A 15,853-nucleotide genomic window follows, 5' to 3' on the forward strand; every position below is an offset into this window, starting at 1 on the left:
ACATTCACATAAGAGCCGATAGAGTAACAGGGGCAATCATGAGGAGTTTGTGAGGCAAGCAATCATTGAGAAGCTAAAAAAAGCAACAGCACAAATAGCTAAATCGCTATATGTATGTGTAAATAACTTGGTTATAGCTATATATATTGTGTTTACGTTAAAAAAATAGACAGGTAATTACAAGCTCATAATGATTAGCCCCTAGACAAGATAAATATATTCAGTATTATTTATCTCAACAGTGCCCCTCATAACCTCTACGTAGAACGGAGAAATCTGGTTTGCGATACGTTTGGGGCTTTCTTTTATCTACTATCTGATAATTTTCCATGCTGCTATGCACCCTCTAAAACCTCATCTAACGTATTTTGACCAAATAAAAAAGCTAGAAAAACGAGGAATGAGTTTTGAGGATCTACCTCCTGAGCAGGCGGTAAAGAAAATAATGAATATTGGATATTACAGGCTATCTGGGTATTGGTATCCATTCCGTAAGTTAAAGTTAATCCCACCAGTAGCACCCGATGAAGCCAGACGCGAAGAAACATTCCTTGAGGGTACAACCTTTACAACGGTATACGCACACTATTTATTTGATGTAAAACTAAGAAGTTCTATTTTTTATGGAATAGAACGAATTGAAACTTATCTTAAAGCAAAAATAGCTTACGAACTAGGTAAAGTATCCCCTACGGCATACAAAGATAAGAATATCATCCAATACAGACATCACTACCGACATGATACATGGCTAGAAAAGTTAGATTCTTTAATAGAGCGAAATAGTGATAAAGATTGTATACGATGGAATTTAGATAAGTATGGGGATATTCCTATATGGGCTATCGTTGATATTTGGGATTTCGGTACAATGTCTCGCTTCTACGGAATGCTTGAAGATAAATACAAACATCAAATTTGTAAATCGCTTGGCTTTCTAAAGCCTAACTCAGCAAATGTAAGAGATGGACTGAAAACAGCATTAGAGCATCTTAATACAGTTAGAAACAGGTGTGCCCACCATGCGCGTTTATGGAATACCGATTTTTCAGACTCAAAAATTAGCATCGATGTGTTAGATAATATTGATTTAACAGCCTCGCGCTTGTCTCCAAAAAGCCCTGAACTATCAAGAATGGCAGGTATCATATTTTTAATATGGAGTCTGACCAAGAGAATAAGTTGTAATTCTACATGGCTAAGTTCAGTAAATGATCATTTAGAAAAACATCAGGGCGTTATTCCGTTTAATTCAATGGGATTCGATAATAACAATATCTCAGGATTAAAAAATCTATTGGATAAGGAAAAAGAACAATCAGCCCAATCATAAGCCAACCCAAATCAAATAAACTTTAATGATTTTCAGGCGCGCTAGCAATAAGTTTTCGGACACGTTAGAAAGGTTGTAAATAGAGGCTGATAGCGACAAATATAGACATTAAATCCTAACAAATCCTAACGTTTTTCTAATGCCTAGATCCTAAGTTTTCCTAAGGTAAATTGCGCATTCAATGCTAAGATTTGCTAAGTTTTTTCACAATGAATTTTCAGTGATATGAAAGTAGTTAGCTAACCAGCTTGTCAGTAATATCTTTATGGCGCTTCCACGCTGAATAAATATCTTTATCCCACGCTTTACCTGCCTTAGTTTGATAGCCTGCCTCATTAATTCGTTCAGCAATAATGCGCCCATTGGTTACACCCTCAGACAGCACAGAATTAACCACAGAAACAACAGTAGACTCATTATAGGTATACGGTGGGATATCTGCCTTACCAGCAATTAAAGATGCCACAGACGATTCTAGGCGCTCCACTAGCGACAGTATGCGAGCGTCAGGATTACTGTCTGGACGGTTTAACTTCTCTTTGATAGCGGAGACTATCCACGCTGTTTTATCGCTACCAGAGTTCGATACAGCCTCATTAAACAGGGTTTGTAGTTCAGCAGGGAGACGAAAGGCAATAAGATTAGATTTACTCATAATAATAGTCCTTTATTAACTCAGTGAGCGCTTATTATATCAGTGTATAACACTGTTATACAGATTAGGAAATGTATCATTGCTAGTGGATTTAACGAATAAGTCCATAACTTAAAGTTAGAGTAACCTACAGTAAAACAAGCAAAGCGTATTATTGCGCCTTGTAACTGATTGAATACATAGCAAAGCTCAAAAATGAGTGCTGTACTGTGGTGATTATCGCCATAGTCGGAAAGGGTAACAGTTGAAATGCTACCCTTGGTATCAAAACCACAAATTAGTGATTTTAGCTAAAGTAGCTAAATATTAGCCAATACAGCTAACCACATAAACATAGTGGTACTATGATGATCCGTTGGCTTTCAAACGTGAGGTATCCACTAAGGTATCCACCGAAAAGGCTATATTTTATTGGATACTTTACCCGCTAAATGTTGACAATTGTTAACATCAGAACCTGACAAAACCTGACATCGTTTATTTATTTTAGGTACGCAGTGGGTATGTGTTTAATTCTAACGATTCGTTATAATCAAATAAAATCAAGATGTTGTGGAAAAGTACGCAGAATGGTACGCAGCAAAATGATATTGCCCGCATCGGTAACTGTTTGATTATTCCAAGGCCGTCACTTTGGGTACGTACTGAAATAGCGTATTCAATCTGCTAACGTGGTTGCCACTTTGATGGTTGCCACTTTGGTTGCCAGCAAAACGGCATATTTTACGCTAGTGGATTGATAACCTTTGATTGTTCCAATTCAGCACAATCAAGGTATGGCGGAAATAACCACTCCTTTGAGGTATAGCCATGTTACAACGAGAAGCAATAGAAGTCGTTATGATGGAGTTAGCCCACCAGCAAGGGCAATCACTCAACGGACGTGATCGATTAGCGATTAGAACAGGTGTAGCACAGACAATGCAGGCTAAAGAACGTCACAGACGAAGAATGACAGCACCTACCTACCAATGGACGAAGCCAGCACCAAAAAGATAATAGGTCGCCTTGAAATTAAGGGGACGTGAGGCTCTGAAATCGGAGGCTCGTCACTGGCTGGCAATATTCCAATAATGGCTACGAGGTAAAAGTAACCACAATGCAAATAAGCACTCTGGATAAATATCAATAAGTTATCTATGCTGAGAGATAAGATTACAACAAAGAGCGACGGCAAGATTACGGCAAGGTATTAACAATCAGGTTTCAGTCGGTCAATTTGACCGTTAGCAATAAAAACAATGTGTTGCCAACTCTTACCATTGGTCACTGAAACGATGACCAATGAGCGTTAATCTGGTTTTGTTACAGAATTAAGTATTATCAATCAGTTGTATTTTGATTCCGTCGATTTACCGGAATTAAGTATAATCAACAGGTTATATCTACATACGGGATAATCCCGTATCATCATGGATAAATTAACGTTTAGATCACCTCTATAAGTTGGAATTATTATCCGATCTTCCAAAGTCCAATCAGCATTTTATTTTAGTCGATGGCTTATATTGTGATGGTATCAAGATGAATAAACCAAAAATGAGAAAAGCAAAGTTAATCAAGATCACCACATCAGGAACGGTAATAAAAGCACCTGAGAGAGTTAAAACAGCCACTGGTAAAGTTATGGCCACGATGACTATTCAGGCTGAAAGTGACAAGCGTAGTCCATACCCATTAAAAATAGTGGCATTCGATATTAACGCACTGGAGCTAATGACCTACCAGAAAGGAAATAAAGTAACTGCTACAGGTCGCTATGAATGGTTTAATGGTTATCAGCTAACAGGGGCGCAGATAGTTGCTGGTTAGTAAAACTTAGTATCAATAAGCTGATTTGAAATCGGTAAAGCTAAAGAGGACATTTTACCTCTTTAAACTAACCCACAATTAGTTACCTACCTTTAACCGACCCTCTTTAAGATGACCAGTTCAACTAACCAAAAAATATCGAGGTAGTTCGAATATAGCCACCAGCCTACCTATTCTGTTTTGTACACCTCATATTGAGGTGCGCAAATTAACCACACCTTTTAAAGAGGGTAGCCTATCGGATGAAAAATACTTTTCGGTTGCTATCGTTCCGTTTGAAACGGAGGCGGTAAAAAACGCGGTGAGATTACGGTGAGGGTTATTTCTGGTTGGTGTTTCGTTATCTGCAATAAAATCACTATTAATGATATTTATGCAACACTAGTAGCTTTGGGAAAACTGAAGCCTGAACTTCTTAACTTTTGAGTCACAAAATAAAAAGGGGGCATAATTGGGGGCATGATACAAAATTGAATGAAATTAAGATGTTTATAATCAATGTCATACGTCGTTATATTGAATCCTGTAGGGGCCATTTAAAATCAATAACTTATGCGATTTTTAAAAGAAACCTGCGAGATATGCGGGTCAAGTAACGGGTCAAATTAGCATTACCATTTTTCGCTTTTAACCCACTCTTCATAGACATGTTCAGGCCAACCTAAAAATGTACCGCCTTTCGTTTTTTGTGGTTTTGGAAACTCCTTTCTCTTTGCATACATTCTCCATAACGTAGTTTTACTTTTCTCTGTCAACTAAATTGGGCTGTGTTGATAACGGTATTGAAATTCCACTCGACGTTAATAAACAGTCACTTATTTGGGGCGACTGTGCAGTTATAGAGAACGGTTCTATTCTCGTGAAAATGCGTGAGATAGAAGAAGCACAGAAAGCGGAAAAAATGCAGACGGAAAGAAGAGGAAGAAAGCTAGGATGGCATAAATAACATTCATTCATATTAATATAAAAAGATAATCACAATATAATAAATCTTTATATTGTGATTATCAATTATTCTAAAAATTAGACACCAAAGTTAAAAGTGAGAACAGCCTCCCCGATAAAATCTAAACCATTAGATAAATCTATTCCTTTTTTACTTAATTCATCTTTAGATAAAATAAAGGTACCATTTGAATTACCATGCTTGAAATTTGATTGGAAAACTTGACCAGGAATTAGAGCCAGGGCATTTTTATCAACGCCTGATTGTTTTTCTGATGTCCAACCATTAGTTGGCCCTTTGTATAAGACGTTGGTGTAGATTTTTCCTGTAATTGCAACATCGTTTGCCCGTGAAATAAAAGCTGGCTTACCATCGACCGTAGCATCACTCCATATGAAATCAGCCGCTCCAACTGTATTTTCAGGATTTGCTTTATCAACTAAATGAAACCAGCCTGATGTATTATTAACACTTAATTCCGTGTCACCATAAGTATCAGACGCAACAAAGGTTAAATATATTTTTGCATCGCATTCAACCGTAACGACATTATGAGCTACAATGCCAGAGTAAGAGTAAATTTTCGATTGAGGGATAAGTGATGGGCTTATTCTTCCATAATCAAAAAGAACATCACTTTGTGTCGCCCCATTAATAGTACAAGTTGGTGGCTTAATATCACCGTTGATTTTTAAGTTAGCTACAGGGGATTTAGCCAATACCGGCGTTGATATTATAGCCAACATAGTAAGGCTAAGTAATACTTTTTTCATAAAATTATTCCTTTTTAGAGGATAAATAATAAAACAATATTATATAATACACCTTCTGTTTATTTGTTTAATATTAAAAGAATATATATTTTTAATATGTCTAATTAAGACTTTCTTAAAGTGAGTTTATTTTACTATCCGATATTCTTTAAAAGAAAGAATTAAAAATAGAGTGTTTACTTAGATGTTGTAAGTGTGGGTTTTATATTTATTAAATAAGACATGTAATTAGATACTCTTATTTTGATAGTTTTATATTGCCATATAAATATAATTAAATTAACAAGATTTAGAGCACTTATCTTTAATAAAATCCTCTTCTTTATTTTTTGCTTGCTATAAGCCCTTGTGATGGTTAAATAGAATTGTAAATTTTTGTTTAATTATCATAAGGGCTTTTTGATGAAAAAAATATTTATGGTTGCCGTTATATCTTCCTTATTAGTTGGCTGTAAGGTTGATTTAGAAACGAAAATAAATACAGATAACTTATTGTCTAGTGAGCAAAGTATTGTTAAAGGAGATATTAATTTCGAAGTCTCTTCATGTAATGATTTTGAAGACTCAAGGAAAGAGTCTAAATCATTGATAGAATTAAAAAATAAAGTTCCTGAGATTTTCAGAGATGCGGAATATGTTGAATGTTATAAGCAAAAACTTAATTCATTCGCCCATTTCTCAATACCTGTTGGTGTTGGCAAGGTTGAAGACGGCCAAAATACTGTTGATACGGATCTAATGGTCTTCTCTTACAAAGAGATATTGGCGGGGGTTTATGCTTCAGAAGGGGTAATTAAAAGGATCAAGCAAGCAGAAAAAAATTCACATCAAAAGATGGATTTTAGTATCAGCATTATTCTTATACCCGGTAACGTGAAAATGGATAAGGTAGTTGCGTTAGGCGTGACATTTACAGGAGATACATCTAAAAATGATCCAGTATTAATAAGCAGAATTAAATTTGGCAATAAACCACTGACTTTTAAATTATCAGATGTATCAGTAAACCAATTAATGCAATACGGTATGGTTCCATTCTTAGTAACTCCTGAATATTTCACACTATATAAGTAACAGATATATCATCATATTAAAGCCCTTTAACGGTGAGTTGGGGCTTAATTATGATGAGTAAATAGTTAGTCATCAACAAGTTGGCATTGAAATTGAGGTAACCGAGTCACTAGTGTGGATATGTAAGATAGATATTTTCGAGAACAGCACGTGCATAAGTGAAATGACTTTTGCACATGTTAGCTATAACGATTTATACGAACCATAAAAATAGTTTTTGGACACCTTAGGAAACCTATAAAGACGGTCTAAAAAATTGATATACAGAACATCAATAGCGCACTGTGCACTGATAACGGGTTATTAGTCGCCAATCAATGAGGTAAAAATCTTCTGATAAATTGCACGTACAATGCTCTGTTTTTTCAGGTTATAATCTTGAGTCGTCTTTACATTATGCTTAGCAAGCTGTTTAATCGCCTCATAATTGGCTAAATCTTCAGGATGTGTTGTTAACCATTGCTTGAATAATAGGTGACGCCAATGTTCGGGACAATTTTTTCCAAATACATGTAAGTTAACCATCGGATTACTCAGTTTAAGCATACGGTGCTGATACCATGAAGGCTCACGAATAATGAGTTCATAGCCCAATGCTTCTAATTGAGGAATATAAGATGATTCATCTTTAGGATTTTCTATAATTAAATCGATATCGATTATTGGTTTAGCAGCCAATCCTGCAACCGCAGTAGATCCTATGTGCTCAATTGATAATGCTATATCTGACAATGCATTCTGAATTAACAATTTTTGTTCATTAAATTGTATAAGCCAATTAGGATTATGGGGGACAATTTCAATGTGTATTTGGGCAGGTTTCCCTTTAACCCAAGGGTTTTCCGTCGGATCACCTTCTTCAAAAGTGCAAATATCCATTTTTTGTTGTGGTGTAAATTGATCTTTAAACATGACAATATCTAATCCCATAAAATATCAAAATTAACATGTTAGGTAATGAGGTTACTATTATCACTTTTACCTAAGAGCTGTAAATCGATAGTTTATTAATATTGACATAAAAAGATAATTACAATACAAAAATGACTTTTTTAATTTGATGTTATTTTAATAGTAGATTTAATTTAAATAATTTAAGTTGGATTTTTTATTTTTTAATAGGTTGGATGTGGCAGTGAAATTATGATAAATAATGTATCTTATTTTGATTTTCTTATTTTAACCCTATGAACTTCCTATCAATATTTAATTAAATTAATAATTCATTTAAATATAACTCGATAATAAGCATTTATTATAGGCATAATAGATAGCGACATTATGCCACAATAATGTATAACTCATATATGATTTGACGTATGTGTTTGATGGAGGTATTTTTAAGCTAAAGATCGTAAAGGGGGATACATGAAACCATTACAACTGTTTAAAATTTTAGGTGATCAAACCAGACTAGATATCGTATTGCTTTTAAAAGCATCTGGTGAGCTATGTGTTTGTGATATCTATACTGCGTTAAATTTATCGCAACCCAAGACATCTCGACACTTAGCTATGCTGAGAGAGTCGGGTCTTTTGCTCGATTCGAAGCAAGGCAAATGGGTTCATTATCGATTATCTCCTGCATTACTGCCGTGGGTGAAAAGTATCATTGATATAACTTACACCACAGAGAAAAATAGAGTTGCAGATTTACTCAAGATCTTAGAGAAAAAAGAGTCTAGTCATCGTTGTTCTGTGTAAAAAATTTAACTAAATATATTCGAAAAAACATATATGATTGGGTGTGTGTGAATGCACCTTTTAAACGAGGTTGTTATGTTTATTGCTGCATTAATTTTTGTTTTAACGATCACCTTGGTTATCTGGCAGCCGAAAGGGTTGGATATTGGTTGGAGTGCAACAGCCGGCGCTATATTGGCACTCCTTTTTGGTGTGATCAGTTTTCAAGATATTCCGACTGTTTGGAACATTGTGTGGAATGCCACAGCGACATTTGTTGCAGTAATTATTATTAGCCTACTTTTAGATGAAAGTGGCTTTTTTGAATGGGCGGCATTACATGTTGCCAAGTGGGGGGGTGGGAAAGGAAGATTACTATTCAGTTATATCGTGCTACTTGGTGCAATGGTTGCTGCTTTATTTGCTAATGATGGTGCAGCATTGATACTAACGCCTATTGTGATTGCGATGTTACTTGCACTTGGTTTCAACAAGGGTACGACATTAGCCTTTGTTATGGCTGCCGGGTTTATCGCAGACACAGCGAGCTTGCCGCTGATTGTTTCGAACCTCGTGAATATCGTTTCTGCGGACTTCTTTAATATTGGATTTACTGAATATGCATCAATTATGGTGCCAGTCGATATTGCGGGAATTGTTGCAACGCTTGTGATGCTACATTGGTTTTTCCGTAAAGATATTCCTAACCAATATGATGTTAAAAAACTGAGTGAGCCAGCTTTAGCCATTAAGGATATGACTACGTTTAAAGCAGGTTGGCTTGTATTGTTGTTATTGCTCATTGGTTTTTTTATTTTAGAGCCATTAGGCATTCCTGTTAGTGCAATAGCGGCAATTGGCGCTTTAATTCTTTGGGTAATTGCAGCCAAAGGCCGTACGATTAATACTAAAAAAGTGTTGCGTGGCGCACCGTGGCAAATCGTCATTTTCTCTTTAGGTATGTACTTGGTTGTTTATGGTTTAAGAAATGCAGGATTAACTGATTATCTTTCTGAAATACTTAATTACCTTACTGATAAAGGGTTATGGATAGCAACAATTGGTACGGGATTTATTACCGCCTTTTTATCATCAATAATGAATAATATGCCAACAGTATTAATTGGTGCTCTATCCATTGAAGGAAGTGAAGCGACAGGGGTAATTCAACAAGCGATGATTTATGCCAATGTGATTGGTGCTGATTTGGGGCCAAAAATTACACCAATAGGTAGCTTGGCAACATTATTGTGGCTACATGTTTTATCACAAAAAAATATGACGATCACATGGGGATATTATTTCAAAACAGGGATCATCATGACTATCCCTGTGCTCATTGTCACACTCGTTGCTTTAGTACTTCGGCTTTCACTGTTTAATTAAGAGCAACACAGTGGCTATCACCTGTTAAATTGTGACGTTTTGTTCTATCAACTTGTTTTGATTCGTAATAGTGGCGTTGCCAAATGATAAATAATCATCGGTTCAACGCCACTTATTAAATATAGTATTTTTAGATCTCAATTATTTTTGTACCAATCAATGTCGCTTTTCCACCAACTTGAACGCGAGTGACGTTTTTTGTTGTCGAATCAATAAATACGTCAATTAAAGAAGAGCATTGCATTGCTCTACCTTGTTCGAACAAAAATTGCCTTTTGTTTGGCAAAAGGTGATGAACAAGATAACACCCTAAAGCACCGCTTGAGCTACCTGTGGCTGATTCTTCGTTAATGCCATAGCGTGGTGCAAAGTTTCGGCAGTGGGCAGTAATATTTTGATCATGACTAAGTTCAAAGACATGAAAGCCGATAGTATCAAATTTATGGCTTAAAGCAGCGATAGCTTGATAGTCAGGCTGTAAAGCATCTAAATAGCCAAATTGTACAGGAACAAAAATATCGTTTAATCCTGTTGAGACAATCTCTATTGGTAAATCTGTCTTTTCTATCACTTCAGGTAGAATGCCCAGCGCCTTTGCGACATCGTTAACACAAGGCCCCTTACGGGTAATAGGAAGCGTTTGTTCCATCACAATATTATCGTGATTAATGGTAACGGTTAAAATTCCTGCCTTGGTTTTTTGGCTATAATCGCCAGGTTTGAGTAACTTAAGCGATGACAGAGTGAAAAAAACCGCTAATGTTGCATGCCCACAAAAATCAACTTCTCCTTCAGCAGTAAAAAAATCCACTTTAAAATCAGTGTCATCACCCGAATAGACAAATGCCGTTTCAGAAAATCCAACTTGTTGAGTAATGGCTATTTTTTGTTCTGTCGTTAGCTTGGGAGGGTTGAGGATGACTCCGGCAGGGTTGCCACCGCAATGATCACGAGTAAATGAGTTTACCAAGTATACCTTGATACTGTTTTTCATTGATTGTGCGACTTGATTTTGCATTTACTCACCGTGTTTGAGGCTAACCGATTGATTTATAGTTGTTAAATAATGGGATAGCAGTACTTAATAGATAATTAATTTTGATGATGGGTAGGGTGTTATTTTTTAAGCAATTTGAATTATATAAATATCTAGTCTGAAAGAACAACACACTATTGAAATAAGCATCAATACCCATCTCTAAAATAGAGGAAAAGATTAACATTATTCCAACGTTATTTAGTTGCCTGAATATTCTTTGATCAAAAAGTGCGTTAATAGATGAAATTATATTAGCACCGCTATGATAAAAAACGCCATGATAATAGCTTTTTTAGTGAAAAATTTTGTATCAATGGTTATTTTTCTATCAGTTATTATGAACTTGATTTATATAAACCCAATGAAAATATTAAATTTTTTATTAAAAAAATTATTTTAATCCAATAATGCCTTAAATATTAACATCTTGAATCAATTGCTTACATTTTGAATATATTAGCTCATTCATATACTATTTACCAAAAAAATAATCACAACTAGTTTACTATTGCGTTACAAATAGAATAAAATGCCGTGATTATATAATGATAATTATTCACTGCATGAAAGGAATTGTTTCGAAATGGCAATAAGTAGAAGAAAATTTATTCTTGGTGGCACAGTGGTTGCTGTTGCTGCAGGCGCTGGGATTTTAACACCTATGTTAACGCGAGAAGGGCGTTTTGTTCCTGGTACGCCGAGACATGGTTTTGTTGAGGGAACTGGCGGTCCATTACCGAAACAAGATGATGTTGTTGTAATTGGTGCGGGTATTTTAGGTATCATGACCGCGATTAACCTGGCTGAGCGTGGCTTATCTGTCACAATCGTTGAAAAAGGAAATATTGCCGGCGAACAATCATCGCGATTCTATGGTCAAGCTATTAGCTATAAAATGCCAGATGAAACCTTCTTATTACATCACCTCGGGAAGCACCGCTGGCGTGAAATGAACGCTAAAGTTGGTATTGATACCACTTATCGTACACAAGGTCGTGTAGAAGTTCCTTTAGATGAAGAAGATTTAGAAAACGTAAGAAAATGGATTGATGCTAAAAGCAAAGATGTTGGCTCAGACATTCCATTTAGAACAAAAATGATTGAAGGCGCTGAGTTAAAACAACGTTTACGTGGCGCTACCACTGATTGGAAAATTGCTGGTTTCGAAGAAGACTCAGGAAGCTTCGATCCTGAAGTTGCGACTTTTGTGATGGCAGAATATGCCAAAAAAATGGGTATCAAAATTTTCACAAACTGTGCTGCCCGTGGTTTAGAAACGCAAGCTGGTGTTATTTCTGATGTTGTAACAGAAAAAGGACCAATTAAAACCTCTCGTGTTGTTGTCGCCGGTGGTGTTTGGTCACGTTTATTTATGCAGAACCTAAATGTTGATGTACCAACATTACCTGCTTATCAATCACAACAATTAATTAGCGCAGCACCAAATGCGCCAGGTGGAAACGTTGCTTTACCCGGCGGAATTTTCTTCCGTGAACAAGCGGATGGAACGTATGCAACTTCTCCTCGTGTCATTGTTGCTCCGGTAGTAAAAGAATCATTTACTTACGGCTATAAATATTTACCTCTGCTGGCTTTACCTGATTTCCCAGTACATATTTCGTTAAATGAGCAGTTGATTAATTCCTTTATGCAATCAACACATTGGGATCTTAATGAAGAGTCGCCATTTGAAAAATATCGTGATATGACCGCTCTGCCTGATCTGCCAGAATTAAATGCCTCACTGGAAAAACTGAAAAAAGAGTTCCCAGCATTTAAAGAATCAACGTTAATTGATCAGTGGAGTGGTGCGATGGCGATTGCACCAGATGAAAACCCAATTATCTCTGATGTTAAAGAGTATCCAGGTCTAGTTATTAATACTGCAACAGGTTGGGGAATGACCGAAAGCCCTGTATCAGCAGAAATTACAGCAGATTTATTATTAGGCAAAAAACCTGTATTAGATGCCAAACCATTTAGTCTGTATCGTTTCTAACTCTTTTTTGATAAGAAATGAAAGCCCTCTAATAAACCGCTCTGTTATTAACGGCGGTTTAAAAAGAGGGCTTAGTTATTTAATATTTAGTCAAGGTAAGACAACGGCCAATGTTTAAAGTAAATGTGATTAGCTTGCCAATCTACTTTTTCTACATTGTCACTGAGCAAATATTTAGCTACCGTAAAGGCAAATTCAAAGCTAACACCTAATCCTTTGGCACTGATAAATTTCCCATCAACAACAACATCTTGGTCAAGATAATGACCATCATCATATTTATCAGCAAGTTTATCACCAGTGCTGTAATAACGACCTTCAAGAAGATGATGTGCTGCTAATACTTTTGCTCCGGAAGAGCATAGAGCACAAATGTATTTGTCTTGTGCAATATGGCGTTTAATAAAATCAATCACGAGTGAATTTGCACATAGACGATCTGTACCTTTAGGACCACCCGGCATCATTACTGCGTCATAACTGTGTGTGAATTTTTCGGTTAATAGGTAATCAGCACTGATCTTAGTGTTAAAATAGGTGTTTAATACCAGTGTATCCATGCAAGAAAGTACATCTACATGAATATCAAGGCGACGCATGATATCAATAAAAACAACCGCTTCACCTTCTTCAAAACCATCAGCCAATAAAACGGCAACCTGTTTCATTTTGTTTATCCTTTATTCTTAAGTAATGAATGGATATTTTGAATATTGCGAGCAATAGTCTGTTTGTCTTGATTATCAATTGCCTCAGTAGTAGCAATCCAACTGCCACCACATGCGATAACTTGCCCGATAGCGAGGTAATCACTAACATTGTTTAGACTAATTCCTCCAGTAGGCATAAATTGAACTTGAGAGTAAGGTGCCGCCATTGCTTTTAGCATTTTTACTCCACCAGAAGCTTCTGCTGGGAAAAATTTTAGCAAGGTTAAACCCCGCTCAAGAGCAACTTCAATTTGGCTTGGGTTATTTATTCCAGGCACAATATCAATGCCATTATGAAGGCAATAATCGACGGTTTTTGGATTATAACCGGGAGAAATAACAAAGCTTGCACCCGCTTCTTTTGCTATATCAGCTTGTTGCGCTGTTAATACGGTACCCGCACAAAGAATAAGCTCAGGAAAGTGTTCTCTCATCAGCTTTATTGCTTTGGCGGCTGCTGGAGTACGAAAGGTAATTTCAGCAATAGGTAATTGATTTTGGGTTAGTATTTCACCCAGCCAAATTGCATCTTCGGCGCGATTAATTTGGATCACGGGGATCACTTTCAGTACTGAAAGTGTATCAACAATTGACTGTCTCATGGTTATCCTTGATGAGTGAATAGAATGAATCAGTGATGTTATGGGGAATAATGGCGCCATGATGTTGGATAACTAATCCTGCTAATGTATTTCCCCATAAACAACATGTAGGCAAAGGGTAGTTTTGTAGCCATGCAGCAATAAAACCAGCATTAAAAGAATCCCCGGCTGCTGTAGTGTCTATGACATGCTGTATCGGTTTGGGGCAGATATAACCGGTATTTTCACCATCAGACCAGAAAGCCCCTTTTGCTCCTAGTTTAACAATGACGTTTTTATTGCCCCATTGATGAAGGCGTTCGACAATTTTTTGCTCAGTAAGGTTGGGTTGTTGCCAGAGAGCTTGTTCATCATCTCCGGTGACTAAAGCGATATCACTGAGTCGATATAGTTTTTCGAACCACTCTTGCGCATGAGGTATTAGATCCCATAAACGGGGCCGATAGTTTGAATCGACAATTAAGGTGATCCCTCGCTGTTTAAGGCGGATTAATTGCGTGATTAACGCTTCTTTTCCTTTCGGCGTTAAAATGGCCAGTGAAATACCACTAAGATAGATAACACTATCGTCGGGCAAGGTATTTAGATGTGTTGCAAAACGGTTGTCCGTTGCAATATAACGTGCAGCGGCATCACTACGCCAATAATGGAAGCTACGCTCACCACAAGTATCAATTTCAATGGCATATAAACCGGGAAGTTTTTCGGGAATGGTGATCACTGACTGGCAGTTGATCCCCTCTTTTTCCCATGCTTTTTGCATTAAGGCACTGTAATTATCAGTGCCTAAACCTGTTATATATTGCGGATGTAATGTAGGAATGAGGCGCGCTAAATACAGTGCTGTATTTAATGTATCGCCCCCAAAACGCTGTTGTTGTGGCAAAAAAGGTTGGCCACTTAGCTCTATCATACATTCGCCAATAATGGCGACAGTTCTATTTATTTTCACAGTTTCCCATCACTTTTACAGACGCGAATTTTATCTGCAACCACCGCTTTCATCGCCGCTTTACCTGGCACTAGGTAATGGCGAGGATCACTGGCATCAGGATTATCTAAAAAGTACTGCTTAATTGCGTTAGAGAAAGCAATTTTAAGTTCGGTTGCTACGTTAACTTTGCAAATACCTAAGTCGATACAATGACGTACATCAGTATCAGGAATACCTGACGCGCCATGTAGTACTAAAGGGATCTCTGTTTTTTGGCGGATGGCATGTAGACGATCAAAATCAAGATGTGGTTCATGTTTATACATACCATGTGCTGTACCAATCGCCACCGCTAATGAGTCAATTCCCGTGGCTTTGATAAATTGTACTGCTGAATCAGGATCGGTAAATAGCGCATCTTTCGCATCAACGATTAAATCATCTTCTTGCCCACCAAGACGACCTAATTCAGCTTCTACGGTGCAATCCCAATAATGGCAGAAATTGACGACTTCTTTAACCAGGCGAATGTTTTCTTCAAAAGGAAAATGAGAAGCATCGATCATGGCTGATCGCACCCCCGAAATCACCTTATTGCAAATATCAGGAATATTTTCATGATGATCTAAATGTAGTGCTACTGGGATGCGATATTGCTCAGCCGCTTGCTGGCAAATCGAAATTAAATAATCACTACCAGCATAAGCAAACGTGCTAGGTGTGCCTGCTAAGATCACAGGTGATGCCATTTCAGCCGCAGTTTCCATTACCACTTGGATAGTTTCCAAGTTATGAATGTTAAAAGCGGGCACAGCATAGTTTTCATGCTGTGCTTTATTGAGCATATTACGAGTAGAAACCAGATACATGTTTGCCTCTCATCTTTCGTTTAATTACGATTAATAAT

At 36.8% G+C, this 15,853-nt stretch carries 17 protein-coding genes; 8 read left to right on the plus strand and 9 right to left on the minus strand.

Features of this window, described 5'->3' with window-relative positions; genetic code table 11:
- Nucleotides 1-400: 400 nt before the first annotated feature.
- Complete coding sequence (locus GWI58_RS08055) at nt 401-1,333, plus strand: Abi family protein (protein ID WP_157742853.1); 933 nt, start codon at nt 401-403, stop codon at nt 1,331-1,333.
- Between the two features lie 235 nt (nt 1,334-1,568).
- Here the strand turns inward: GWI58_RS08055 and GWI58_RS08060 are convergent, their stop codons facing one another.
- Nucleotides 1,569-1,988, minus strand: a complete 420-nt coding sequence (locus tag GWI58_RS08060) for a hypothetical protein (RefSeq protein ID WP_151252798.1) — start codon at nt 1,986-1,988, stop codon at nt 1,569-1,571.
- Nucleotides 1,989-2,798: 810 nt separating this feature from the next.
- Between GWI58_RS08060 and GWI58_RS08065 the strand changes: the two genes are divergently transcribed.
- Nucleotides 2,799-2,987 (plus strand): hypothetical protein, encoded by a 189-nt coding sequence (locus GWI58_RS08065; RefSeq protein WP_151252799.1) that lies wholly within the window; start codon nt 2,799-2,801, stop codon nt 2,985-2,987.
- 525 nt (nt 2,988-3,512) lie between these two features.
- On the plus strand, nt 3,513-3,800 hold the full coding sequence (locus tag GWI58_RS08070) for a hypothetical protein (RefSeq protein ID WP_129765454.1): 288 nt from the start codon (nt 3,513-3,515) through the stop codon (nt 3,798-3,800).
- Nucleotides 3,801-4,411: 611 nt separating this feature from the next.
- Here GWI58_RS08070 and GWI58_RS17835 read toward each other — a convergent pair.
- Nucleotides 4,412-4,555, minus strand: coding sequence for a helix-turn-helix transcriptional regulator (locus GWI58_RS17835; protein ID WP_071593066.1), 144 nt, complete (start codon nt 4,553-4,555; stop codon nt 4,412-4,414).
- A gap of 5 nt (nt 4,556-4,560) precedes the next feature.
- Between GWI58_RS17835 and GWI58_RS18010 the strand changes: the two genes are divergently transcribed.
- Nucleotides 4,561-4,746, plus strand: a complete 186-nt coding sequence (locus GWI58_RS18010) for a phage tail fiber protein (RefSeq protein ID WP_442958941.1) — start codon at nt 4,561-4,563, stop codon at nt 4,744-4,746.
- 77 nt (nt 4,747-4,823) lie between these two features.
- Here the strand turns inward: GWI58_RS18010 and GWI58_RS08075 are convergent, their stop codons facing one another.
- Complete coding sequence (locus tag GWI58_RS08075) at nt 4,824-5,519, minus strand: type 1 fimbrial protein (protein ID WP_161769071.1); 696 nt, start codon at nt 5,517-5,519, stop codon at nt 4,824-4,826.
- Between the two features lie 402 nt (nt 5,520-5,921).
- Here GWI58_RS08075 and GWI58_RS08080 point away from each other — a divergent pair, with 402 nt between their 5' ends.
- Nucleotides 5,922-6,593: a DUF7424 family protein gene (locus GWI58_RS08080; RefSeq protein WP_036895498.1), complete on the plus strand. Its 672-nt coding sequence runs from the start codon at nt 5,922-5,924 to the stop codon at nt 6,591-6,593.
- A 303-nt stretch (nt 6,594-6,896) separates the two neighbouring features.
- Here the strand turns inward: GWI58_RS08080 and GWI58_RS08085 are convergent, their stop codons facing one another.
- Complete coding sequence (locus tag GWI58_RS08085; protein ID WP_049219026.1) at nt 6,897-7,523, minus strand: GrpB family protein; 627 nt, start codon at nt 7,521-7,523, stop codon at nt 6,897-6,899.
- A gap of 438 nt (nt 7,524-7,961) precedes the next feature.
- Here GWI58_RS08085 and GWI58_RS08090 point away from each other — a divergent pair, with 438 nt between their 5' ends.
- The gene (locus GWI58_RS08090) at nt 7,962-8,297 is read left to right on the plus strand and encodes a metalloregulator ArsR/SmtB family transcription factor (protein ID WP_036895495.1); all 336 of its coding nucleotides are present in this window, start codon (nt 7,962-7,964) and stop codon (nt 8,295-8,297) included.
- Nucleotides 8,298-8,372: 75 nt separating this feature from the next.
- The gene (locus GWI58_RS08095; protein ID WP_161769081.1) at nt 8,373-9,662 is read left to right on the plus strand and encodes an arsenic transporter; all 1,290 of its coding nucleotides are present in this window, start codon (nt 8,373-8,375) and stop codon (nt 9,660-9,662) included.
- A gap of 130 nt (nt 9,663-9,792) precedes the next feature.
- Here GWI58_RS08095 and GWI58_RS08100 read toward each other — a convergent pair whose 3' ends face one another.
- Nucleotides 9,793-10,680 (minus strand): PhzF family phenazine biosynthesis protein, encoded by an 888-nt coding sequence (locus tag GWI58_RS08100; RefSeq protein WP_094960078.1) that lies wholly within the window; start codon nt 10,678-10,680, stop codon nt 9,793-9,795.
- Between the two features lie 604 nt (nt 10,681-11,284).
- Here GWI58_RS08100 and GWI58_RS08105 point away from each other — a divergent pair.
- Nucleotides 11,285-12,700, plus strand: a complete 1,416-nt coding sequence (locus GWI58_RS08105) for an NAD(P)/FAD-dependent oxidoreductase (protein WP_004248621.1) — start codon at nt 11,285-11,287, stop codon at nt 12,698-12,700.
- Between the two features lie 86 nt (nt 12,701-12,786).
- Here the strand turns inward: GWI58_RS08105 and GWI58_RS08110 are convergent, their stop codons facing one another.
- From GWI58_RS08110 to GWI58_RS08125, 4 genes are read right to left on the minus strand one after another with little or no spacing between them, the layout of a single operon-like run.
- Nucleotides 12,787-13,368: a DJ-1/PfpI family protein gene (locus GWI58_RS08110; RefSeq protein WP_004244223.1), complete on the minus strand. Its 582-nt coding sequence runs from the start codon at nt 13,366-13,368 to the stop codon at nt 12,787-12,789.
- Nucleotides 13,369-13,373: 5 nt separating this feature from the next.
- Nucleotides 13,374-14,012 carry a bifunctional 4-hydroxy-2-oxoglutarate aldolase/2-dehydro-3-deoxy-phosphogluconate aldolase gene (locus tag GWI58_RS08115; protein ID WP_004244222.1) on the minus strand — a complete coding sequence of 213 codons (639 nt, stop codon included), beginning with the start codon at nt 14,010-14,012 and terminating at the stop codon, nt 13,374-13,376.
- Nucleotides 13,993-14,964 carry a sugar kinase gene (locus GWI58_RS08120; RefSeq protein WP_094960081.1) on the minus strand — a complete coding sequence of 324 codons (972 nt, stop codon included), beginning with the start codon at nt 14,962-14,964 and terminating at the stop codon, nt 13,993-13,995. The genes GWI58_RS08115 and GWI58_RS08120 overlap by 20 nt, the downstream gene beginning before the upstream one ends.
- Entirely contained in the window at nt 14,961-15,815 is an 855-nt protein-coding gene (locus GWI58_RS08125; RefSeq protein ID WP_004248618.1) for a tagatose bisphosphate family class II aldolase, read from the minus strand. Before GWI58_RS08125 ends, GWI58_RS08120 begins: the two co-directional genes overlap by 4 nt.
- Nucleotides 15,816-15,853: the final 38 nt, after the last annotated feature.

The organism is Proteus sp. G2674 (assembly GCF_009915195.1).
GTDB classification, from domain to species: Bacteria; Pseudomonadota; Gammaproteobacteria; order Enterobacterales; family Enterobacteriaceae; genus Proteus; species Proteus mirabilis.

Excerpts from the sequence above, each read along its gene's own strand:
- GWI58_RS08055 (WP_157742853.1), top strand. The coding sequence starts at position 401 with ATGAGTTTTGAGGATCTACCTCCTGAGCAGGCGGTAAAGAAAATAATG.
- GWI58_RS08060 (WP_151252798.1), bottom strand. The coding sequence starts at position 1,988 with ATGAGTAAATCTAATCTTATTGCCTTTCGTCTCCCTGCTGAACTACAA.
- GWI58_RS08065 (WP_151252799.1), top strand. The coding sequence starts at position 2,799 with ATGTTACAACGAGAAGCAATAGAAGTCGTTATGATGGAGTTAGCCCAC.
- GWI58_RS08070 (WP_129765454.1), top strand. The coding sequence starts at position 3,513 with ATGAATAAACCAAAAATGAGAAAAGCAAAGTTAATCAAGATCACCACA.
- GWI58_RS08075 (WP_161769071.1), bottom strand. The coding sequence starts at position 5,519 with ATGAAAAAAGTATTACTTAGCCTTACTATGTTGGCTATAATATCAACG.
- GWI58_RS08080 (WP_036895498.1), top strand. The coding sequence starts at position 5,922 with ATGAAAAAAATATTTATGGTTGCCGTTATATCTTCCTTATTAGTTGGC.
- GWI58_RS08085 (WP_049219026.1), bottom strand. The coding sequence starts at position 7,523 with ATGGGATTAGATATTGTCATGTTTAAAGATCAATTTACACCACAACAA.
- GWI58_RS08090 (WP_036895495.1), top strand. The coding sequence starts at position 7,962 with ATGAAACCATTACAACTGTTTAAAATTTTAGGTGATCAAACCAGACTA.
- GWI58_RS08095 (WP_161769081.1), top strand. The coding sequence starts at position 8,373 with ATGTTTATTGCTGCATTAATTTTTGTTTTAACGATCACCTTGGTTATC.
- GWI58_RS08100 (WP_094960078.1), bottom strand. The coding sequence starts at position 10,680 with ATGCAAAATCAAGTCGCACAATCAATGAAAAACAGTATCAAGGTATAC.
- GWI58_RS08105 (WP_004248621.1), top strand. The coding sequence starts at position 11,285 with ATGGCAATAAGTAGAAGAAAATTTATTCTTGGTGGCACAGTGGTTGCT.
- GWI58_RS08110 (WP_004244223.1), bottom strand. The coding sequence starts at position 13,368 with ATGAAACAGGTTGCCGTTTTATTGGCTGATGGTTTTGAAGAAGGTGAA.
- GWI58_RS08115 (WP_004244222.1), bottom strand. The coding sequence starts at position 14,012 with ATGAGACAGTCAATTGTTGATACACTTTCAGTACTGAAAGTGATCCCC.
- GWI58_RS08125 (WP_004248618.1), bottom strand. The coding sequence starts at position 15,815 with ATGTATCTGGTTTCTACTCGTAATATGCTCAATAAAGCACAGCATGAA.